Raw genomic sequence first — 18,321 nt, 5'->3', positions numbered from 1 at the left:
AGAAAGATATTTACATCTTCCAAGCCGGGCATGGTCAAGACATTATTAAAGATAACAGTCAGGACTGGACGAATTTCCAGAACTTCAATGATGTGGGGTTTGAAGGCGCAAACTTTGCAGATGCCCAATTTCTAAAAATAGGAAATGACTTGGTTATCAAAGCATTTGGTGCAGAAGATACAGTAACCTTAAAAAACTACCTAAATGACAATGATTCATATAGCCGAGATTTCAATTTTATCTTTGCGGATAAGACGATTTCAACTTCAGATATTATGAACATCTCGATACAGCAAGAAGGTACAGATGGGAATGATGTACTGACTGGATGGGGAAGTCGGGATGAGTTAATTGGTGGTCTTGGAGACGATACACTGAATGGTAATGAGGGTGTAGATACCTTAATCGGTGGCATAGGTGATGATGTTCTGAATGGCGGCACAGGATTGGACACAGCAATTTTCAAACTTTTACAAGGTTTTGAAAGTGACGCAACTGGTGGAAATGGAATAGATACATGGGGAGATTTTAATCTAAGTCAAGGTGATAAAATTGATGTATCTGATCTATTCATTGGTGAGATAAGTAAAGAAAATTTAAACCAATTTGTATCTTTCGAAAAAAATGGTTCAACGGTTACACTAAGCCTTGATCGAGATGGAAGTGGAACTAACTACTCAAGCAGTAAAATATTAGCCCTAAATAATCAATCTTCTCTAAATAGTTTAGATGATTTAATACAAGTTGATACTTTTATTATTTAACAGCTTAATTTATAGCTACAAATGAGGTTACTGATGGTAGCCTCATTTTCAATTAATATATACTCAAAAAAACAGCCATTCAAAATGGTGATTTCTTAATGACAAGTTATATCAGTTAAAAATTCACTATTAAGTAGCGAAGTTAGATAAATAGGTAAATAAAACTTTGTACTTATTTCGACCGAATATCATCAGTTTTTTGGCGCTATTTGCATATCATTTGTCGTGATCCGATTTATTATTCGCTCATTAAAATTTCTAAAATACCTCTAAGCAATGCGAATACACGCAATATGAATACTGAGGTAATAGAAATGAATAAAGTTCAAGACCAAGTTGTACTAATTACTGGCGCTTCTTCTGGAATGGGGGGGAAAGCTTTTATTAAAAGAAGAAGATACAAGTTTTAAAACGATATTAGATGATACCCGTCAAGCTTTAGCGCAGTATTATTTAAAGCAATCATCCATCAGTCCAAGTGAAATTTCATTCTTATTGGGTTTTCAGGAAGTCAATTCATTCGCAAGAGCTTTTAAAAGTTGGACTGGACACACTCCTAATACATATAGGCTTCAATCGTATTGCTATCTTACGCTCCATGGTTTTGAAAGTTATACAAAACAGCTTAATCCATTGATAATATCCTTCTCCAAAACCTCCCATTCTGCAAACTCAGGCTGCGTCAATAAAGTCTGTGACACAAAGCCATAGCAAACCCTTTGCACATTTAAGCTCATACGTTGAAGCAGTTCATTATCCTGAATAAAAGGTTCAAGAATGCTTTGCCACATTTGCACCATCATGGCATAACTTTTTTGATAACTTTCAATGCTTGAAACTTGCCGTTCCAATAAAAAAGACTGTGCCCACAAAAACTGTTGTGCTTTAATTTCTTTAAGCTGGAAATGAATAATCTGCTGTAAATAAGCTTGAAAACTCGGAATTGTGGATAACTCATATTGGCTTTGTGCATAACTTTTTAAGATTTCTGCATTACTTTTGACATGCTGATGAATGGTTAATGCAATCAAATCTTCTTTCTTCGAAAAGTATTCATAAAATGTTCCTAAACCTACACCTGCAAGATCGGTAATTTCACGAATGGTAATTTCATTGGCTGAACGCTCAGCTAAAAGCCGAACAAAACTTTCCATCAATGCTTCTTGAGTCATTCTCGCCCTTGATTGGCGTGGCTTACGACGGACTTGAATGTCAGGAATTTTCATAAATTAAAGCTGAACACCCGCAAAAGAATTTTATCTTATACTGAATGTAATTCGGTAAAACAACAAGGTGAAGATTCAGGATGAATACGGCACACAACTGGCAAACACACCAAATTCACAATCAATTTGATGAATTGCAGAATTACAACTTGTTGAGTACAGATCAAGTACTGCAAGAAATTTTGCAGCGCTATGGTAGTCAGGATCAATACAATTTAACTGAGTTTGGGAAAATTGTAGGTTCTGCTGAATATTATGAATATGCAGATTTAGCTAATCGACATACTCCTGAGTTACATAGTTTTGATGCACGTGGTCGCCGTAAGGATTTTCTAGAATTTCATCCTGCATGGCATAAATGGATGCGTTTGAATCGACAATTCGATACCCATGCTTATCCATTTAATCATCCTCAATCATCGAGCAAATGGGTTGATTGGGCGGCACGGTTTTTCCTGAGTGGACAGGTTGAGGCTGGCAATTTATGCCCTAACTCAATGACAATGGGGAGTATTCCACTGATTCAGAATGAACCTGAGCTTTGGGCAAAAATCGGTGAGAAATTACTATGTAAAGAATATGATGAACGTGACGTGCCGATTAGCCAAAAAAAATCCATTTGGATGGGCATGGGTATGACGGAAAAGCAAGGTGGCTCAGATGTGCGTGCCAACGAAACCTTTGCTGTTCCTGTCACTGAGTCTGGCCGTGGACAAGTGTATTTACTCACAGGGCATAAATGGTTTTTCTCTGCACCAATGTGTGATGCACATCTTGTGGTCGCGAAAACTGAACAAGATGGTTTTGCATGTTTCTTTGTTCCTCGTTGGTTGGAAGATGGCACTAAGAATACGATTGAAGTACAGCGCTTAAAAGATAAGGTCGGTAACCGTAGTAATTCAAGCTCAGAAGTAGAGTTTAAAAATGCTTGGGGCATTATGATTGGTGAGGCAGGGCGAGGTATTCCGACCATTATCGAAATGGCAAACTATACACGTTTAACCTGTTCAGTCGGTTCAAGTGCCATGCTACGCCAAGCTTTGGTGCAATGTATTGCTTATACACGGCAACGCAAAGCATTTGGAAAGCATTTAGCTGAACAACCTTTGATGCAAGCGGTTTTGACCGATTTAGCTTTGGAAACAGAAGCTGCGATGCAACTCAGTTTTCATCTTGCACATTGTTATGAAAATGATGATGAATTGTCATTGGCATGGAAACGTATCATGACACCTGCGGCTAAGTTCTGGGTATGTAAACGAGCTGTAGAGTTGACTGGTGAAATGATGGAAGTCTTTGGCGGCAATGGTTATGTTGATACTGGAATCATGGCACGTATTTTTAAAGAAGCACCTGTGAATACCATTTGGGAAGGTTCGGGCAATGTCATGTGTTTAGACGTATTACGTGCGATTCAACGTGAGCGTGAATCGATTGAAATATTGTTTAAATCCTTTGCCGAGGTGGCCAGCCAAGATGCAATTCTACAGAATGAATTACAGTCCTTGTTTAAATTATTCAGCAGCTTGCAAGCAGATGAATTACAGTTCATGGCACGGGGTTTAGTCAGCCGTTTGGTGATTTTTGCGCAAGCGATTTTATTGAAACAGCATGCACCTGATTTTGTTGCTCATGCTTTTATTCAGAGCCGTTATAGTGAATTTCATGGCAGAGTTGTTGGTATTCTCGATCCAAAAGTTGTGGATGTGGAAAGAATATTGGAACGGGCTTTGGCGAGTTAATTTTATATTTAAGCCTTAGAATTTTATCTTTTATATTTGCTCAATCACTTACGGCGTTTTCTTTATCGTTTCTTTGTCGTTCTATGGATTGAAATGCCGCATTTAAAAGCCTTAGTTATTTAAAATTAGGTGAGGCTTTTAAATATGCAGTTGGGTGATTACTTATTTTTATAGGTTCTTTGAATCGCATGGGTTTCTTCAGTAATGATTTTACCTGTTATTTGATCAACCAAAATAGGTTGAGTGGCTTGTCCTGTTTGAGTATCTGTAATCACAACAGTGACTTGCTCAGGTGGGAAATGTTGATTTCCCCAATCCATCAATGAGATAAGAACAGATTTAAAATCTCGACCTCGTTGGGTTAAGTGATATTCATCACGAGGTGGTTTAGATGAATATTGGTATCTTTCTAATAAACCTGAATCAACCAATCCATTCAATCTACGAGTCAGTGTACTTGAAGCAACTCCAAGACTGGTTTGAAATTCATCAAAACGTTTCATGCCATAAAATGCATCTCTTAGAATAAGGATGCTCCACCATTCTCCAACATTATCAAGGCTTTGAGCAATAGGGCATTGCATATCACTAAAACTTTTTTTTTGCATTTTAATTGACTCAAATGATTTTAGAAAAAGCACAAAAGAGGTAAATCACCTCTTTTGCTTGATTCATAATGACTTGGACTAAACATCATAAATCATAATATGTTGTGAGTCTTGTTAAGTTGGTTTTGTAAAAGATTTTTTTAAAAAGGGTAGGACATATTTTATATATTCCTCAGGTTGGTCTCGGTAAATATAAGTATGTTTTCCACCAGAGATGACGTGCATTTCTACATTTGCAGAGTTTCTCATGGCATGGCTGAGTTTTTCTCCATGTTTAGGTGGTGTATAAATATCTTTATCACCATAAATCAACATGATATTGGGTTTCCCTAAAAGCTGAGATGCATCTTCAATCGGTCTAAGATCTCGTTCAATCCACGGCCAAATAATTTTAGAGGTTTGAATTGCGGTATGTGCGATTGGATAATGTTTCCAAAAATCAGGAAGTGTTGGAAATACTGCTTCTAAGATTGCAGTGGTGTATGGACTTCCTTCTCTTGCCATAGAACATAGTCCCCAACCTGCACCAAATGATGCGCCAACCAAGCCTACATCTAGACTTGTTGCTTTATTTTTTGCAAATATACCCGCAGCCAAAAAGTCGGCAGGATAGTCAAAGGATGCGGCTTCACTTTCTCCAAAACCATTCGCATCGAATAAAAAAACATTAAAATTATTGTTTAAGAATAATTCTGCATGTCCATAACGCAACCAAAAACCTTTGGCGGCTTTCCCCATAGGATGGCCTAATACTAAAGTGCCTATTGGTGCTACGGCACTTTTCCAATAACCAATGAGTTGAACGCCTTTGGCATTTTTGAACGCAACATGTTCCCAGCCATCTTGTGAAATATCACTGGGCCAATTCCAAGGTGTTTCAAAGCGACCAAAAAAAGGCTTTCTTAATATTCTATGTGCAATGTGATTCATTCAATTTTTCCTGTTTGTTTTTTGAATAAGGAGGAGTCATTTTTATAACTTACTTTCATAATGAAAGCAACTTGTGAATTTATTCTGATATGTTTAAAACAAATATTTTGAATGTGGTGGTGTCGTGATAAATACTGAATGAGTTGATTAGAATATTTGACCCTGATCTAATAAGATAAACGATCATATAGGTCGGACTATATTCTATTTTTATGAAATATAAGCCTTTTTCTCACAATCATAACAATAAAGAAAAAGGCTGATTTATTTTGTCAATTCAAAACAAAAAATTGTCAGGAAGCTCTAAACGCATCTACTAAAAAGTCGATTAATGCTTTGACAGAAGGCAATAGTCCTCTCTTTGAGGTATATGCCAAATGAATGAGCTCAGGTTTAGGCTCCCATTCTGGAATGACTTTAACCAACCGCCCTGATTTTAAGTCTTCACTAACAATCAAATCTGGTAATTTTGCAACACCTAAACCTTGTAATGTCGCAGAGTGCAAAGCACTGAGATCAGTCGTTGTCAGTCTAGGTTCACACTTAAAGTAATAATGTTCACCATTTTCATTAAATAAGTTCCAATGGTATTCAGGTGAAAATGATTCCATCATTAAAATGGGTCAAGCCTTTAATTCTTCAAGAGATTGAATAGCAAAATTTTGATGCGCTAAGTCAGGGCTAGCAACGATATATTGTCGAGCTACAGATAAATCACGAACAATCAAATCACTTAATGGTAATGGTCTAATTCGAATCGCAATGTCATAGCGTTCATTGATTAAATCCACTTTTCGATTTGTTGCTTCAACATGCAATTTTACTTTTGGATATTGTGCTAAAAACTGATTGAGTATCGTGCTGATATTGAGATGCAAAAGGTTGGTTGGGCATGAAATTTTTACAGTCCCCATTGGCTCAGAACTGAGCATTTCAATCGCTTCATCAGCAGATTCAGCTTCGATCAGCATGGCTTTGCAATGTTGATAGTAAATTTTTCCAACTTCTGTAATTGAAATTTGTCGAGTGGTGCGATTGAGCAATTTGACGCCTACAGCAATGTTGTTAATTGATCATCAAAGTGGTTTATTTCAAACTGTTGGTGATATGCCAATGCCTGAATTACGCCAACGTGCAGCAGCATTAGCCAAAATTGCTTCACTCGCAAATATTCCAGTGATTACTACAGCATCAGTGCCACAAGGTCCAAATGGCCCACTTATTCCTGAAATTCATCACAACGCACCACATGCACAATATGTGGCACGTAAAGGCGAAATTAACGCTTGGGATAATCCTGAGTTTGTTGCAGCAGTCAAAGCAACTGGAAAGAAAACGTTAATTATTGCAGGAACGATTACCAGTGTATGTATGGCATTTCCTGCAATCAGCGCTGTTGCTGATGGTTATAAAGTATTTGCCGTAGTTGATGCTTCTGGAACGTATACCAAAATGGCGCAAGAAATTACTTTAGCACGTGTGGTTCCGATGGATACTGCCGCAGTTGCTTCAGAAATTCAGAAAACGTGGAATCGTGCAGATGCTCAAGAATGGGCGCAAGTTTATACGCAAATATTTCTAGCTTATCAGTTGCTTATGGAAAGTTATGCAAAGGCTCAAGATGTGATTAGCCATAACGAATTGTTAGATTCAAATCGTTAATGAGCGCTTGAATTAACATTGAGAAGCCATCATTTTATTGATGGCTTTTTTGATAGTCGAGCAAATTTTTGGGTGATTTATATTGATCAAAAAATGGAGGCTAAAAATACAATTTTGTTGATAAAATAATGGTGTAATCCGCTTGTATTCTGTACAAAAAAGCGTAATATCACAGTCCCAGACAAAGTGGGAAGCCAATCATAAAGGTGAGAAACATGGCAAAGAAAAAGCAACAGCTTGAGGTTGTGATCAACAACTTTGTAGCAAAACACATGCATGAAGTGAACAAAAGCCAAGTGTTTGTAGATCGAAAGAAAGATGCAAAACGTGGTTATAACAAACATAGGCAAGGTCGATATTCTGATGATTATCGGCCTTTTTTATGTGCGCTTGTTTTTGCTTGAAAATTTAAAAATATAGAATAAAAAGAATGAATTAGATATTTACCATACGATTCGATTTAACCATATCACCTAAACCATGATGCCTGAAATAATATTCCATCCAACTTTTCACCGTCAGCGGATTGTTCATCGCAATCACTTCTTTTAAAAGCTTTTGAGCATCGGTCATAGGCACGTGGCAAATCGCTTTGCGTACACGCAGGATATTACTTGAACTCATCGATAATGTATTGAAACCCATTGCCATTAATAAAATGGCAGATAATGGATCACCTGCCATTTCCCCACAAATACTGACAGGTTTTTCGTATTTATGACATTCTTGTACTAAGCGATGGAGTGCTCTGAGTACAGCCGGATGAAAATGTGAATAAACATTAGCAACCCGTGGATTATTACGATCTACAGCAAGTAGGTATTGCGTTAAATCATTAGAACCGACAGAGAAGAAATCGACTAAAGGTGCAAACTCTTCTATTTGCAATAATACACTTGGCACCTCAACCATGATGCCGATTTTAGGCTTCATGATTTTGACTTGCTCTTCTTCTTGAACAGCAAGCCAATCACGTTCTAATAAATACAGTGCTTCTTCCACTTCACTGACACTGGTCACCATTGGCAATAAAATGTGTAAATTATTTAAGCCGATACTGGCTTTAAGCATCGCTCGAATTTGCGAAGAGAAAATTTCAGGATGGTCAAGTGTGAAACGAATACCACGCCAGCCCAATGCAGGGTTTTCTTCTTCAATTTCAAAGTAAGGTAAGTCTTTATCTGCACCAATATCAAGCGTACGCATGACCACTGGTTTATTGGCAAAGTGACTAAGCTGTTGACGGTAAATCGCACGTTGTTCTTCTTCACCCGGGAAACGTTCACGCAACATGAACGGAATCTCTGAACGATATAAACCAACACCTTTGGCGCCACGTTGTACGCCTCGTACAACATCAATCATGAGACCTGTATTTACATATAACTTAACTTCAACACCATCAGGGGTGATTGAGTCTTTGGTTTCGTATTGCTTCAAATCTTTAGCGATTTGTTCTTCTTCTTTTTGGATTTCTTTGTAGCGGGTACGCAAACGGCGTGGCGGATTGACGAAAACACGCCCTTGATATGCATCCACAATCATTTCAACGTCATCTAGGGTATTTACAGGTAATTCAGTTACCCCAACCACCGTTGGAATACCCAAAGCACGAGCCACAATCACCATATGCGAGTTGGCTGCACCTTCAGAGGTGACGATAGCCGCAATTTTATCAACAGGTAGTTCAACTAGAGCAGCGGTACTGATTTCCTCACCAATGAGAATGCTTTCAGACGGCAGTTCTTTATGACTGGTATCGCCTTCTTGCAATGCTGCTAAGATACGTCGACCAAGATCTTTTAAGTCAGAAACACGTTCACGTAAATAATCATCTTCCATTTGTGCAAAGAGTGCAGCATGACGTTCGATCACATGCTTAACTGCACCTTGTGCCCAACTACCATCTCGAATGATTTCTTTAATTTCAGAAGGTAATGCATTTTCATCTAACATGCGTAAAAACACGCTAAATAAAGCACGTTCTTCAGACATCAGTGAATCTTGCATTTTTTCATCAAGTGATTCAATTTCAGCTCGTACTGATTCAATCGCTCGGTCTAATAATTCAAGCTCTTCACTAATATCATCGGCATCGCGGTCTGGAACAGCAGCTAAATCCGCAGGAGGGTAGAGAATAATGGCACGACCTAAGGCAATACCACCTGCACCAGATGCGCCTTGGAAGGTTTTATAGTTTGGAGAATTACTGGGTTTGCGGAATACATCGATATTACCCACGGCATGTGCGTGTGCAATGACACCTGAAAGTTGTGCGCAAAGGGTGACCAAAAATGATTCGGCTGCTTCACTGAAATCTTGGGGCTCTTTATTTTGAACGACCATTACGCCCATTACCTTACGGCGGTACATCACGGGTACGCCAAGGAATGAGTTATAAATTTCTTCTCCAGTTTCTGGGAAATAAGCAAAGCGTTCGTGTTTAGAGGCATTGTCTAAATTGACAATTTCTTCACGTTGCCCAACTAGCCCCACCAAACCTTCGCTCAATTGGAGTGAAACATTACCAACAGATTCAGGGTTTAAACCTTTACTTGCCATCAACACATAACGCTGATTACGTTCATCCAACAAATAAATAGAGCAAACATCCACATGCATGGCTTCAGAAACTTGGTTGACCATGATTTCTAAGGAATCATGCAAACTGACGGACGCATTGATCTCTTGTACAATGCGTCTTAAGGTGTCTAGTTGCATGTTCGACATGAATGTATGCTCCTTATTTAATATATATTTTAAAACGTTTTAATCAGTATTATTTATAACAGTACGAACCTAAAAAATCATTCATATTTTGAAGAAATTTCAGATGTACGTTGTGGCATTTGCATACACAGCTCCAACATCGCTTTACGATAAACATCCCGTTTAAAGTTCACCACTTGTCCAAGCGGATACCAATAACTGACCCATTGCCATTGATCAAATTCTGGCGGATCCGATAGATTCAACTGAATATGTTTTGTTGAAGCTACCAATTTTAATAAAAACCATTTCTGTTTTTGCCCAATACAAATCGGATCGGAATCCGAACGAATGTATCGAAGCGGCAAACGATAATGCAACCAGTCATCTGTCTGGGCGATTATTTGGACATGCTCGGGTAGGAGCCCAACTTCTTCTCGTAGTTCTCTATAAAGAGCTTGCTCAGGAGTTTCTCCAAACTGGATCCCTCCTTGAGGAAATTGCCATGCATTGTGACCAATGCGCTTTGCCCATAAAACTTGTCCAATATCATTTGCCAAAATGATCCCGACGTTGGGTCGGAAACCTTCTGAGTCGATCATTTGGCTACCTAAATTTCGTGAATTTCATTGACTTTGTATATGGGGACGAACACTCTTTAGTCCAACTCGACGCAGCCAAAGTAATAATGTTATAAAATTGCTATGATCTTAACGAATTTCTATCGACTAGCGGTGATAGATTTACATTTTTTTTCTTAAATTTCAGTTTGAACGAGTATTTTCATGAAATTGGCGTTGTTTGACCTAGATCACACCTTATTAAATACCGACTCTGACCATTCTTGGGGCGAGTTTTTAGTCAACGAAGGCTTGGTCGATCCAGTCCGTCATCGTGCAATGAATGATAAATTTTATGAAGACTATAAAGCAGGACAATTAGACCCGATTGCTTATAATGAATTTGTCTTTGAATTTTTAACACAGCATGATGCTGAATACTTAACTGAGTTACATCAGTTGTTTATGAAAAAAGTGATTCGCCCGCAAATGCGCCCAAAGGGTTTTGAGGCGATTGAAAAGCATAGAGCCGCAGGGCATGCTCTCGTTGGGATTACTGCAACTTCAGATTTTATTACTGCACCAATTTTCCGAGAATTTGGTATTACCGAAATTATTGCGACCAATGCTGAAGTGAAAGATGGAAAATATACGGGTAAAGTCATCAACATTCCATGTTATCAAAAGGGTAAACTCGCTCGTTTAGATCAGTGGTTAGAAGGTCGTGATGTAACGGAGTCTTGGGCATATTCAGATTCAATCAATGATCGTTTCTTATTGGAATATGCAGATCATGCAATTGCGGTCAATCCAGATGATCGTTTGGAAGTATTGGCCAAAGAACAGGCTTGGGATATTCAAGACTGGTCGATTTAATATTCATTCGCTAGGTCTCATATAGGTGTAGTAAGGCAGTGATCATCGCTGCCTTTTTATTGAAATGATTTCAGTATAAAAATGCCAATAGTTTCTTAGTTTTGTAAATATTTTTATAAATGAATATTTTGCACTTCACTTTAGCAATAAAAATGTTATGTTGAATTGAATGTCTAAAAATTTATAAGCTGATGGAGAATATAATATGAGCCAGACTCGCCCAAGAATGACCAATTTATTTGAACAGCTCGGTTTAGATTCAAGTGAGGACGCGATTCAAAAGTTTATCGCAACACATCAATTAGATGCAGATACCTTTTTGACTCAGGCAAGTTTTTGGACAGAGGCTCAACGCCAGTTTTTAGCAGAAAAAATAGAATCAGATGGTGAATGGGCTTTGGTGGTGGATCAGTTAAATGAGTCGTTGCATGAAGACTCTGTGAAATAGTCACTTTTGAAGTTGTTATTGCTGAGTGAAAGTGGAGTCACTATTTCATTATTTTTAAAGCCATTATTTGAGAATTGTTGTATTTAAAGCCTTTCTGCGTGTAAGTGATTTTTATCATTTAAATGCAGAAGGGCTTTTTAACAGCAAAGAAAATTATGGGTTGATTTATTTCATCATGTTAATCAATTCTTGTACAGCACGTGACTGTGTACGTGCAGGATGCCAAACCATACCCAATTGACGATTCATTTCAAAATCGATATCTAACTGTCGTAAGTCTTGATTCAATAAAGTCTTAGGTAAAACTGACCATCCTAAGCCAATTGAAACTAACATTCGTATAGATTCTAAAGGGTTATTACTCATGGTGATTTTAGGTTTCAGTCCTTGCTTTTCAAACTCAGCTAAAGTGATTTGACTGGTATAGGTTTGAGCAGCAGGTAATAAACTTGGATATTCAATTAAGTCTTCAAGTTTTAAATTGGCTTTTTGAGCTAAGGGATGAAATGGTGCAACGACGAAAACTAGAGGGTCATCCCAAATTGTAATATAACTTAAGCGATCATCACCCTGTGGAGGCAAGGTTAAAAAGGCAAGTTCTAAATCCCCTGCAAGTACCTGCTCATGCGCTTGTTCAGAGTCCACAAAGTGTACGTCGAGTTTTACTTCTGGGAAATGTTGCACATATAATTTTAAATGTTGCGGTAGATGATGCAAGCCAATGTGGTGACTTGTCCCGATTTTCAATTTTCCACGAACTTCACCTTGCTCATGGCTGAGTGTATGGTGAATATCGCCGAGTTCATTCAACCAATTCTTTACTTTAGGTAATAATGAATGTGCTGCATGCGTTGCTTGGACACCACGACCTGCGGATTCAAACAGTTTGACCCCAAAATATTCTTCTAAACTGTGTATTCGTTTGGTCACAGCGGGTTGGGTGATAAACAGATGTTCTGCTGCCATCGAAATAGAACCTGTTTCCATCACTTTAACAAAAGCGTCAAAAGCAGCAAGATTCATAATATTTACATCCATAAAGAATTTTTATGCGTAATTCATTATTTAGAAGTTTTAAGAATTAATCAAAGCAATTTTCAATTTTTTTTAATTTATGTATAAAAAGACGATGGTTCTAGCAATTTTAGAAAAATTTGCATACAAGTTTTTGCTATACGTGATTGACTATCATGCTTTATAGTGTGTCTATAAAAACAATAAAAAGGAAAAAATATTTGAATCAAACAACATCTACATCCATCCGTTATTTTCAACAGCTTAATCGAAATACGCTAACAAAAACATGGTTAAGTTTCTCGATCACTATTCTTATTCTTTACAGTATCGGTTTAGCGTTTGCATATTTCTTCAATGCTTATTTTCCAATCATAATCATGATGATCTTTACATTTTCATGGTTTAAAGCACGATTAAATCGTTTGAAGAAAATGCAGAATTTAAACCACTTTAAAATACCCAGTAACATTTGGATTGCTTTTAAGCAAAGGCATCCAAATATAAGCCCATTGGCATATCCATGGATTGAAGAGGGTTTTAAAGACTATTTAGCAATTCATATGTGGCGTAGAAACGCTTATGCGATGCCTTCCAATGCTGTAGATGCTTTGTGGCATTTATTACTTGAAGAGTTTGATGATTTCTATCAGTCCATGTGCCAAGACTTTTTAGGTTATAAACTGGTTCATAAGCCACATGATCAGCAACCAACAGAATCTCAAAAAGCATCGCAAAAACTACAATTAGTAAATACTTGGCATGGCGCATGTCATTTACATGGGTTAAATCCACAAGACCCTCAACGTCTACCTCGGCTATTCCAAATTGATGAACATATTCGATGGGAACAAGGTTTAATTTTTAGTTTGCCTTTTATGGCGGCTATGTATGCTCAAACGATGCAAACAACTTCTGATATACCGAGTACAACTTCGTCTGGATCATCTTGTTCATCATCGACGGCATGTTCAGGTTCATCTTCTGATTCTGGTCATTCTCATCATAGTTCAGATTCAGTTTCGGACTCGTCATGTAGTAGTTGTAGCAGCTGTGGCGGTGGTGGTGATTAGTACACTTTCACAGCTGATGTTTACAACTTAGATTTTAATCAAGGCTAGATTTAAGCTTTAACAATTTGAGTTTGCGCTACTTTTTGATCTTTTTTGTTCCATACTTTCTCGTGGAAGAAGAATGCAACGGCTTGAACAGTCGGTTCAACTAAACTTAAAGTGACTGCCATCCATAAATTACCTGTAATCACATAACCTACAAGCATTGCCACGGTAATATGCATGATGTAATAACTTAAGGTTTTCTTGAAAATACGTTGATTGCTTTGTACGAAGTTTTGAATACGCGCCATGAGCATCACCACACTTGAATAAATCTTGAAATTAAATAAATGATAATCATTATCATATAAAATGTAAAAAGGAATTTTTGATTGATGGTGATTGGTTTTCTAAATGAGTACGATATTTGAGAGAAAAATAAACATTATTGGAGAGTTGAGTTGTGATGGGGGAGCCGTATATAAAAAGTTTCAAATGATTTCAATGATTAAACTTAATGATCATTCATGAAAAAGAAATCATTAAACATGAGCGGTTTTTTTACTTGAAATAATTCCAAAAAGTTTTTAAATTAATAAAAATGATAAATTAGATTTATGTGAAAACGTCGCTATAATCGATATTAATGAAAGAATTACCCAGTCCAGTGGAGCACCTCGACATGGCAGGCGAAAACCAAAAAGCACAAAACCCAATGCCAAAAACATTGTATGACAAATTGTGGGATGACCATTTAGTAAAACAACGAGATGATGGCTCTGCATTACTTTATATCGACCGTCATTTATTGCATGAAGTGACTTCTCCGCAAGCCTTTGAAGGCTTACAACTTGCAGGCCGTAAGCCTTGGCGTTTAAGCGCCAATGTTGCGACACCTGACCATAACGTTCCGACATCAACCAAAGAACGTTCAGAAGGGATTGCAGGGATTGAAGATGATACTTCTCGCATCCAAGTGCAGACTTTAGATGACAACTGTAAAACTTTTGATGTCGTTCAATTTGATATCAATGATGTACGTCAAGGTATTGCACATGTAGTTGGTCCTGAACAAGGTTTAACTTTACCGGGAATGACGGTTGTATGTGGTGACTCGCATACAGCAACACACGGTGCATTTGGCTGTTTGGCACACGGTATTGGTACATCTGAAGTTGAACATGTATTGGCAACCCAATGCTTAGTTCAAAAGAAAATGAAGAACATGTTAGTCCGTGTAGATGGTGTATTGGGTCAAGGTGTGACATCTAAAGATGTGGTTTTGGCAATTATTGGCAAAATCGGTACAGCTGGCGGTACAGGTCATGCGATTGAATTCGGTGGTCAAGTATTCCGTGATATGTCTATCGAAGGTCGTATGACGGTTTGTAATATGGCAATCGAAGGTGGTGCACGTGTCGGTATGGTCGCTGTCGATGACAAAACGATTGAGTACGTAAAAGATCGTCCATATGCACCCAAAGGTGAACAGTGGGATGCTGCTGTAACTTATTGGAATACTTTACATTCTGATGATGATGCACATTTTGACACTGTAGTTGTGTTGCAAGGTGAAGAGATTGAACCACAAGTATCGTGGGGAACATCTCCTGAAATGGTGATTCCAGTTTCACAAGCTGTGCCAACTTTAGAACAAGCCAAAGATGATGTACAGCGTAACGACTGGACACGAGCATACAATTATATGGGTTTGACTGCGGGTCAAGCCTTGGCAGATATTCAATTAGACCGCGTATTCATTGGCTCATGCACCAATTCACGTATTGAAGATATCCGTGCTGCTGCTGAAGTTGCAAAAGGCAAAAAAGTTGCAAGTTCAATTAAACAAGCTATGGTTGTTCCAGGTTCTGGTTTGGTTAAAGCGCAAGCTGAAGCAGAAGGTTTGGATAAAATTTTAGTTGAAGCTGGTTTTGAATGGCGTGAACCAGGTTGTTCAATGTGTTTGGCAATGAATGCGGATAAATTACAACCGGGTGAGCATTGTGCATCAACTTCGAATCGTAATTTCGAAGGACGTCAGGGCAATGGTGGTCGTACACATTTGGTGAGCCCAGCGATGGCAGCAGCAGCAGCAATTGCTGGTCATTTTGTTGATGTACGTACATTCTAGTTTAATCCCTCATCCCGACCTTCTCCCAGAGGGAGAAGGAGTTCCATCTCCTTTAAGGAGAGGGCTAGGGAGAGGTTACGGATTCAGTGAGAAATAATCATGAAAGCTTATACCGTTGAACAAGGTATCGTTGCACCATTAGACCGTGCCAATGTAGATACAGATTTAATCATTCCAAAACAGTTTTTGAAATCAATCAAACGTACTGGTTTTGGTGATAATTTATTTGATGAATTGCGTTATTTAGATGAAGGTTATTTAGGTCAAGATATTTCTAAACGTCCTAAAAATCCAGACTTTGTATTGAATCAACCGCGTTATCAAGGTGCATCTATTTTAATTTCACGTGCTAACTTTGGTTGTGGTTCAAGTCGTGAACATGCACCGTGGGCATTGGAAGAATATGGTTTCCGTACCGTAATTGCACCGAGCTATGCAGATATTTTCTTTAATAACAGCTTTAAAAATGGCATGTTACCTGTCATTTTGTCTGAAGATATTGTTGACCAATTATTTAAAGAATGTGCTGCAAATGAAGGTTATCAACTCACGATTGATTTAGAAGCGCAAGAAGTACGTACACCAAATGGTGAAGCTTTTAAATTTGAAGTTGATCCATTCCGTAAACATTGTTTATTGAATGGTTTAGATGATATTGGATTAACTTTACAAGCAGCTGACGATATTCGTGCTTATGAAGAAAAAACCAAGCAATCACGCCCTTGGGTATTTGCTGAAATTAAAGCTTAGTGAAGTCAATCACACTTTATACATAGCGTGCGAGCCCAAGTCTTGTTAACATATTGAACATAAAAAATGAATGTTTACTCAGTGAAGCAAGGTTGGGGTTGAACAATGGCAAAGTTTTTAGGCTACAGCGTTATCATCGTTTTATCGAGCTTAGTCTTGAGTGCTTGTCAGTCGACTCAAACGGTTGATTTGATGAGAATTAAGAAAGCTGAGAAAAAACATCATAGTCAAAATACTGTTGCTGTTTATTGCTCAGGCGCAGAACATTGTGAATTTGCACGATTAAATGATTTAGTCATTGTTGATGAAAAAGCGGCACGTACGAATCGTAAAGCCATTGAAAAAGGTTATTTGAAATTAACAGGTGAACCTTTGGATCAAAATGGTGTGTATTTAACGATTCCACCTCAGCAATATGAAATGGTGATTCGATTCTATCCAATTACCAAACAACATGCTGAAGTGTTTCATGTGATTCATCAATTTGAAGGTGATCAAACCTATACATTTAAAATGTATCGCCAAAGATCATCAAATTCAGGCAGTTTGCTCAATGTTTCTGCTCCTACACCGCTTTGTGTAGATATGATTCAAGAAAAGCGTACAATTCGCCGTTTTTGCCGACCGCACAATGCGGTAACGGGCGTTAGCGAATTTGTAGAACAAAAAATTTAATCTCAAACAACAGTTAAGCTGTTACATATAATCGGAACGACAAATGTCTAAACAAATTTTGATCTTGGCAGGTGATGGTATTGGTCCAGAGATCGTTGCTGCTGCTGAAAAAGTACTTACACGTGTCAATGAAAAATTTAATTTAGGGTTAACGTGGGAACACGGTTTATTGGGCGGTTCAGCCATCGATGCACATGGTGAACCTTACCCAGCAGTAACAGCAGAACAAGCTCAAAAAGCAGATGCAATTTTACTTGGTGCTGTAGGCGGTCCTAAGTGGGATAATATTGAACGTTCAATTCGCCCTGAGCGCGGTTTATTGAAAATCCGTAGTGAATTAAATTTATTCGCTAATTTGCGTCCAGCAATTTTGTATCCACAATTAGCAGATGCATCAAGCTTAAAACCTGAAATTGTTGCTGGTTTGGACATTCTCATCGTTCGTGAATTAACAGGTGGGATCTATTTCGGTCAACCACGTGGTATTCGTGAACTCGAAAATGGTGAGAAGCAAGGTTTTAACACGGACGTTTATTCAGAATCTGAAATTAAGCGTATCGCGAAAGTTGCTTTTGAAATGGCAAATTTACGTGGTGGTAAAGTTTGTTCTGTAGATAAAGCCAATGTTCTTGAAGTGACTGAGCTTTGGAAACAAACAGTCACTGCGATGAAAGAAGAGCAGTATCCTGAAATTAACTTATCACACATGTATGTGGACAATGCTGCAATGCAATTGGTACGTGCGCCAAAACAGTTTGACGTGATTGTGACTGGAAACTTATTTGGTGACATTCTTTCTGATGAAGCGGCAATGTTGACAGGTTCAATCGGCATGTTGCCATCTGCATCATTAGATGAAAATGGTAAAGGTATGTATGAGCCATGTCACGGTTCTGCACCTGATATCGCAGGTCAAAATGTTGCAAATCCATTGGCAACCATTCTTTCAGTTGCGATGATGCTTCGTTACACCTTCCGTGAAGAAGTGGCTGCAAAAGTAATTGAAGACGCCGTAGGTCAAGTTTTAGATCAAGGTTTACGTACTGGCGATATTATGTCGGAAGGTATGAATAAAGTTGGAACATCTGAAATGGGTGATGCAGTTGTAGTCGCAATTGCTTAAGCTTAGAGTTTGAATAAAGAGACACAGCTTAGGCTGTGTTTTTTATTG

General features: G+C 38.1%; 19 protein-coding genes and 1 pseudogene. 12 read left to right on the top strand and 8 right to left on the bottom strand.

Translation table 11 applies throughout. From position 1 onward, the window contains the following. On the top strand, nucleotides 1-764 hold a 764-nt coding region (locus CDA10_RS15225), incomplete at its 5' end, for a calcium-binding protein (protein WP_157909365.1). 414 nt (nucleotides 765-1,178) lie between these two features. After that, nucleotides 1,179-1,475 (top strand): helix-turn-helix domain-containing protein, encoded by a 297-nt coding sequence (locus CDA10_RS15220; protein ID WP_228704646.1) that lies wholly within the window; start codon nucleotides 1,179-1,181, stop codon nucleotides 1,473-1,475. Here CDA10_RS15220 and CDA10_RS15215 read toward each other — a convergent pair. Continuing rightward, a complete protein-coding gene (locus CDA10_RS15215) occupies nucleotides 1,376-1,990 on the bottom strand; it encodes a TetR/AcrR family transcriptional regulator (protein WP_089606426.1) in 615 nt (204 codons plus the stop codon). The genes CDA10_RS15220 and CDA10_RS15215 overlap by 100 nt on opposite strands. Before the next feature lie 80 nt (nucleotides 1,991-2,070). On the opposite strand from CDA10_RS15215, the gene CDA10_RS15210 reads away from it, so the two are divergent. Further along, nucleotides 2,071-3,732 (top strand): acyl-CoA dehydrogenase family protein, encoded by a 1,662-nt coding sequence (locus CDA10_RS15210; RefSeq protein WP_089606425.1) that lies wholly within the window; start codon nucleotides 2,071-2,073, stop codon nucleotides 3,730-3,732. Nucleotides 3,733-3,890: 158 nt separating this feature from the next. On the opposite strand, the gene CDA10_RS15205 is transcribed toward CDA10_RS15210, so the two are convergent. From CDA10_RS15205 to CDA10_RS15195, 3 genes and pseudogenes are all read right to left on the bottom strand, one after another. Then, complete coding sequence (locus tag CDA10_RS15205) at nucleotides 3,891-4,340, bottom strand: winged helix-turn-helix transcriptional regulator (RefSeq protein ID WP_089606424.1); 450 nt, start codon at nucleotides 4,338-4,340, stop codon at nucleotides 3,891-3,893. Nucleotides 4,341-4,454: 114 nt separating this feature from the next. After that, nucleotides 4,455-5,270, bottom strand: a complete 816-nt coding sequence (locus tag CDA10_RS15200) for an alpha/beta hydrolase (RefSeq protein ID WP_089606423.1) — start codon at nucleotides 5,268-5,270, stop codon at nucleotides 4,455-4,457. Nucleotides 5,271-5,563: 293 nt separating this feature from the next. Then, a pseudogene (locus CDA10_RS15195) lies at nucleotides 5,564-6,325 on the bottom strand (LysR substrate-binding domain-containing protein); the annotation flags it as partial. A gap of 4 nt (nucleotides 6,326-6,329) precedes the next feature. On the opposite strand from CDA10_RS15195, the gene CDA10_RS15190 reads away from it, so the two are divergent. After that, nucleotides 6,330-6,932 carry an isochorismatase family protein gene (locus tag CDA10_RS15190; RefSeq protein ID WP_089606422.1) on the top strand — a complete coding sequence of 201 codons (603 nt, stop codon included), beginning with the start codon at nucleotides 6,330-6,332 and terminating at the stop codon, nucleotides 6,930-6,932. Between the two features lie 215 nt (nucleotides 6,933-7,147). Beyond that, nucleotides 7,148-7,336, top strand: a complete 189-nt coding sequence (locus CDA10_RS15185) for a DUF7230 family protein (RefSeq protein WP_089606421.1) — start codon at nucleotides 7,148-7,150, stop codon at nucleotides 7,334-7,336. Nucleotides 7,337-7,367: 31 nt separating this feature from the next. Here CDA10_RS15185 and ptsP read toward each other — a convergent pair whose 3' ends face one another. Both ptsP and CDA10_RS15175 read right to left on the bottom strand, forming a co-directional pair. Beyond that, nucleotides 7,368-9,662, bottom strand: coding sequence for a phosphoenolpyruvate--protein phosphotransferase (gene ptsP, locus CDA10_RS15180; protein ID WP_089606420.1), 2,295 nt, complete (start codon nucleotides 9,660-9,662; stop codon nucleotides 7,368-7,370). 77 nt (nucleotides 9,663-9,739) lie between these two features. After that, complete coding sequence (locus CDA10_RS15175; protein ID WP_089606419.1) at nucleotides 9,740-10,243, bottom strand: RNA pyrophosphohydrolase; 504 nt, start codon at nucleotides 10,241-10,243, stop codon at nucleotides 9,740-9,742. Between the two features lie 183 nt (nucleotides 10,244-10,426). On the opposite strand from CDA10_RS15175, the gene CDA10_RS15170 reads away from it, so the two are divergent. Together CDA10_RS15170 and CDA10_RS15165 are read left to right on the top strand one after the other, a co-directional pair. Beyond that, nucleotides 10,427-11,077, top strand: coding sequence for an HAD family hydrolase (locus CDA10_RS15170; protein WP_089606418.1), 651 nt, complete (start codon nucleotides 10,427-10,429; stop codon nucleotides 11,075-11,077). 205 nt (nucleotides 11,078-11,282) lie between these two features. Beyond that, complete coding sequence (locus tag CDA10_RS15165; RefSeq protein WP_089606417.1) at nucleotides 11,283-11,525, top strand: DUF2789 domain-containing protein; 243 nt, start codon at nucleotides 11,283-11,285, stop codon at nucleotides 11,523-11,525. Between the two features lie 165 nt (nucleotides 11,526-11,690). On the opposite strand, the gene CDA10_RS15160 is transcribed toward CDA10_RS15165, so the two are convergent. Then, entirely contained in the window at nucleotides 11,691-12,548 is an 858-nt protein-coding gene (locus CDA10_RS15160; protein WP_089606416.1) for a LysR family transcriptional regulator, read from the bottom strand. 212 nt (nucleotides 12,549-12,760) lie between these two features. Here CDA10_RS15160 and CDA10_RS15155 point away from each other — a divergent pair, with 212 nt between their 5' ends. Next, complete coding sequence (locus tag CDA10_RS15155; protein ID WP_171334006.1) at nucleotides 12,761-13,612, top strand: glycine-rich domain-containing protein; 852 nt, start codon at nucleotides 12,761-12,763, stop codon at nucleotides 13,610-13,612. Between the two features lie 50 nt (nucleotides 13,613-13,662). Here CDA10_RS15155 and CDA10_RS15150 read toward each other — a convergent pair whose 3' ends face one another. Continuing rightward, entirely contained in the window at nucleotides 13,663-13,911 is a 249-nt protein-coding gene (locus CDA10_RS15150) for a DUF2061 domain-containing protein (protein ID WP_213062852.1), read from the bottom strand. A gap of 398 nt (nucleotides 13,912-14,309) precedes the next feature. On the opposite strand from CDA10_RS15150, the gene leuC reads away from it, so the two are divergent. The 4 genes from leuC (at nucleotide 14,310) to leuB (ending at nucleotide 18,273) form a co-directional block, all read left to right on the top strand. Then, complete coding sequence (gene leuC / locus CDA10_RS15145) at nucleotides 14,310-15,725, top strand: 3-isopropylmalate dehydratase large subunit (RefSeq protein ID WP_171334007.1); 1,416 nt, start codon at nucleotides 14,310-14,312, stop codon at nucleotides 15,723-15,725. Nucleotides 15,726-15,824: 99 nt separating this feature from the next. After that, nucleotides 15,825-16,475 (top strand): 3-isopropylmalate dehydratase small subunit, encoded by a 651-nt coding sequence (leuD, locus tag CDA10_RS15140; protein ID WP_089606413.1) that lies wholly within the window; start codon nucleotides 15,825-15,827, stop codon nucleotides 16,473-16,475. Between the two features lie 105 nt (nucleotides 16,476-16,580). Beyond that, entirely contained in the window at nucleotides 16,581-17,150 is a 570-nt protein-coding gene (locus tag CDA10_RS15135; protein ID WP_089606412.1) for a hypothetical protein, read from the top strand. Between the two features lie 43 nt (nucleotides 17,151-17,193). Further along, complete coding sequence (leuB, locus tag CDA10_RS15130) at nucleotides 17,194-18,273, top strand: 3-isopropylmalate dehydrogenase (RefSeq protein WP_089606411.1); 1,080 nt, start codon at nucleotides 17,194-17,196, stop codon at nucleotides 18,271-18,273. Nucleotides 18,274-18,321: the final 48 nt, after the last annotated feature.

This window comes from Acinetobacter piscicola, assembly GCF_002233755.1.
In the GTDB taxonomy this organism is placed as follows: domain Bacteria; phylum Pseudomonadota; class Gammaproteobacteria; order Pseudomonadales; family Moraxellaceae; genus Acinetobacter; species Acinetobacter piscicola.
Note: the sequence above shows the minus strand (reverse complement) of the source record. Positions and strands in the feature narration are given on the sequence as shown.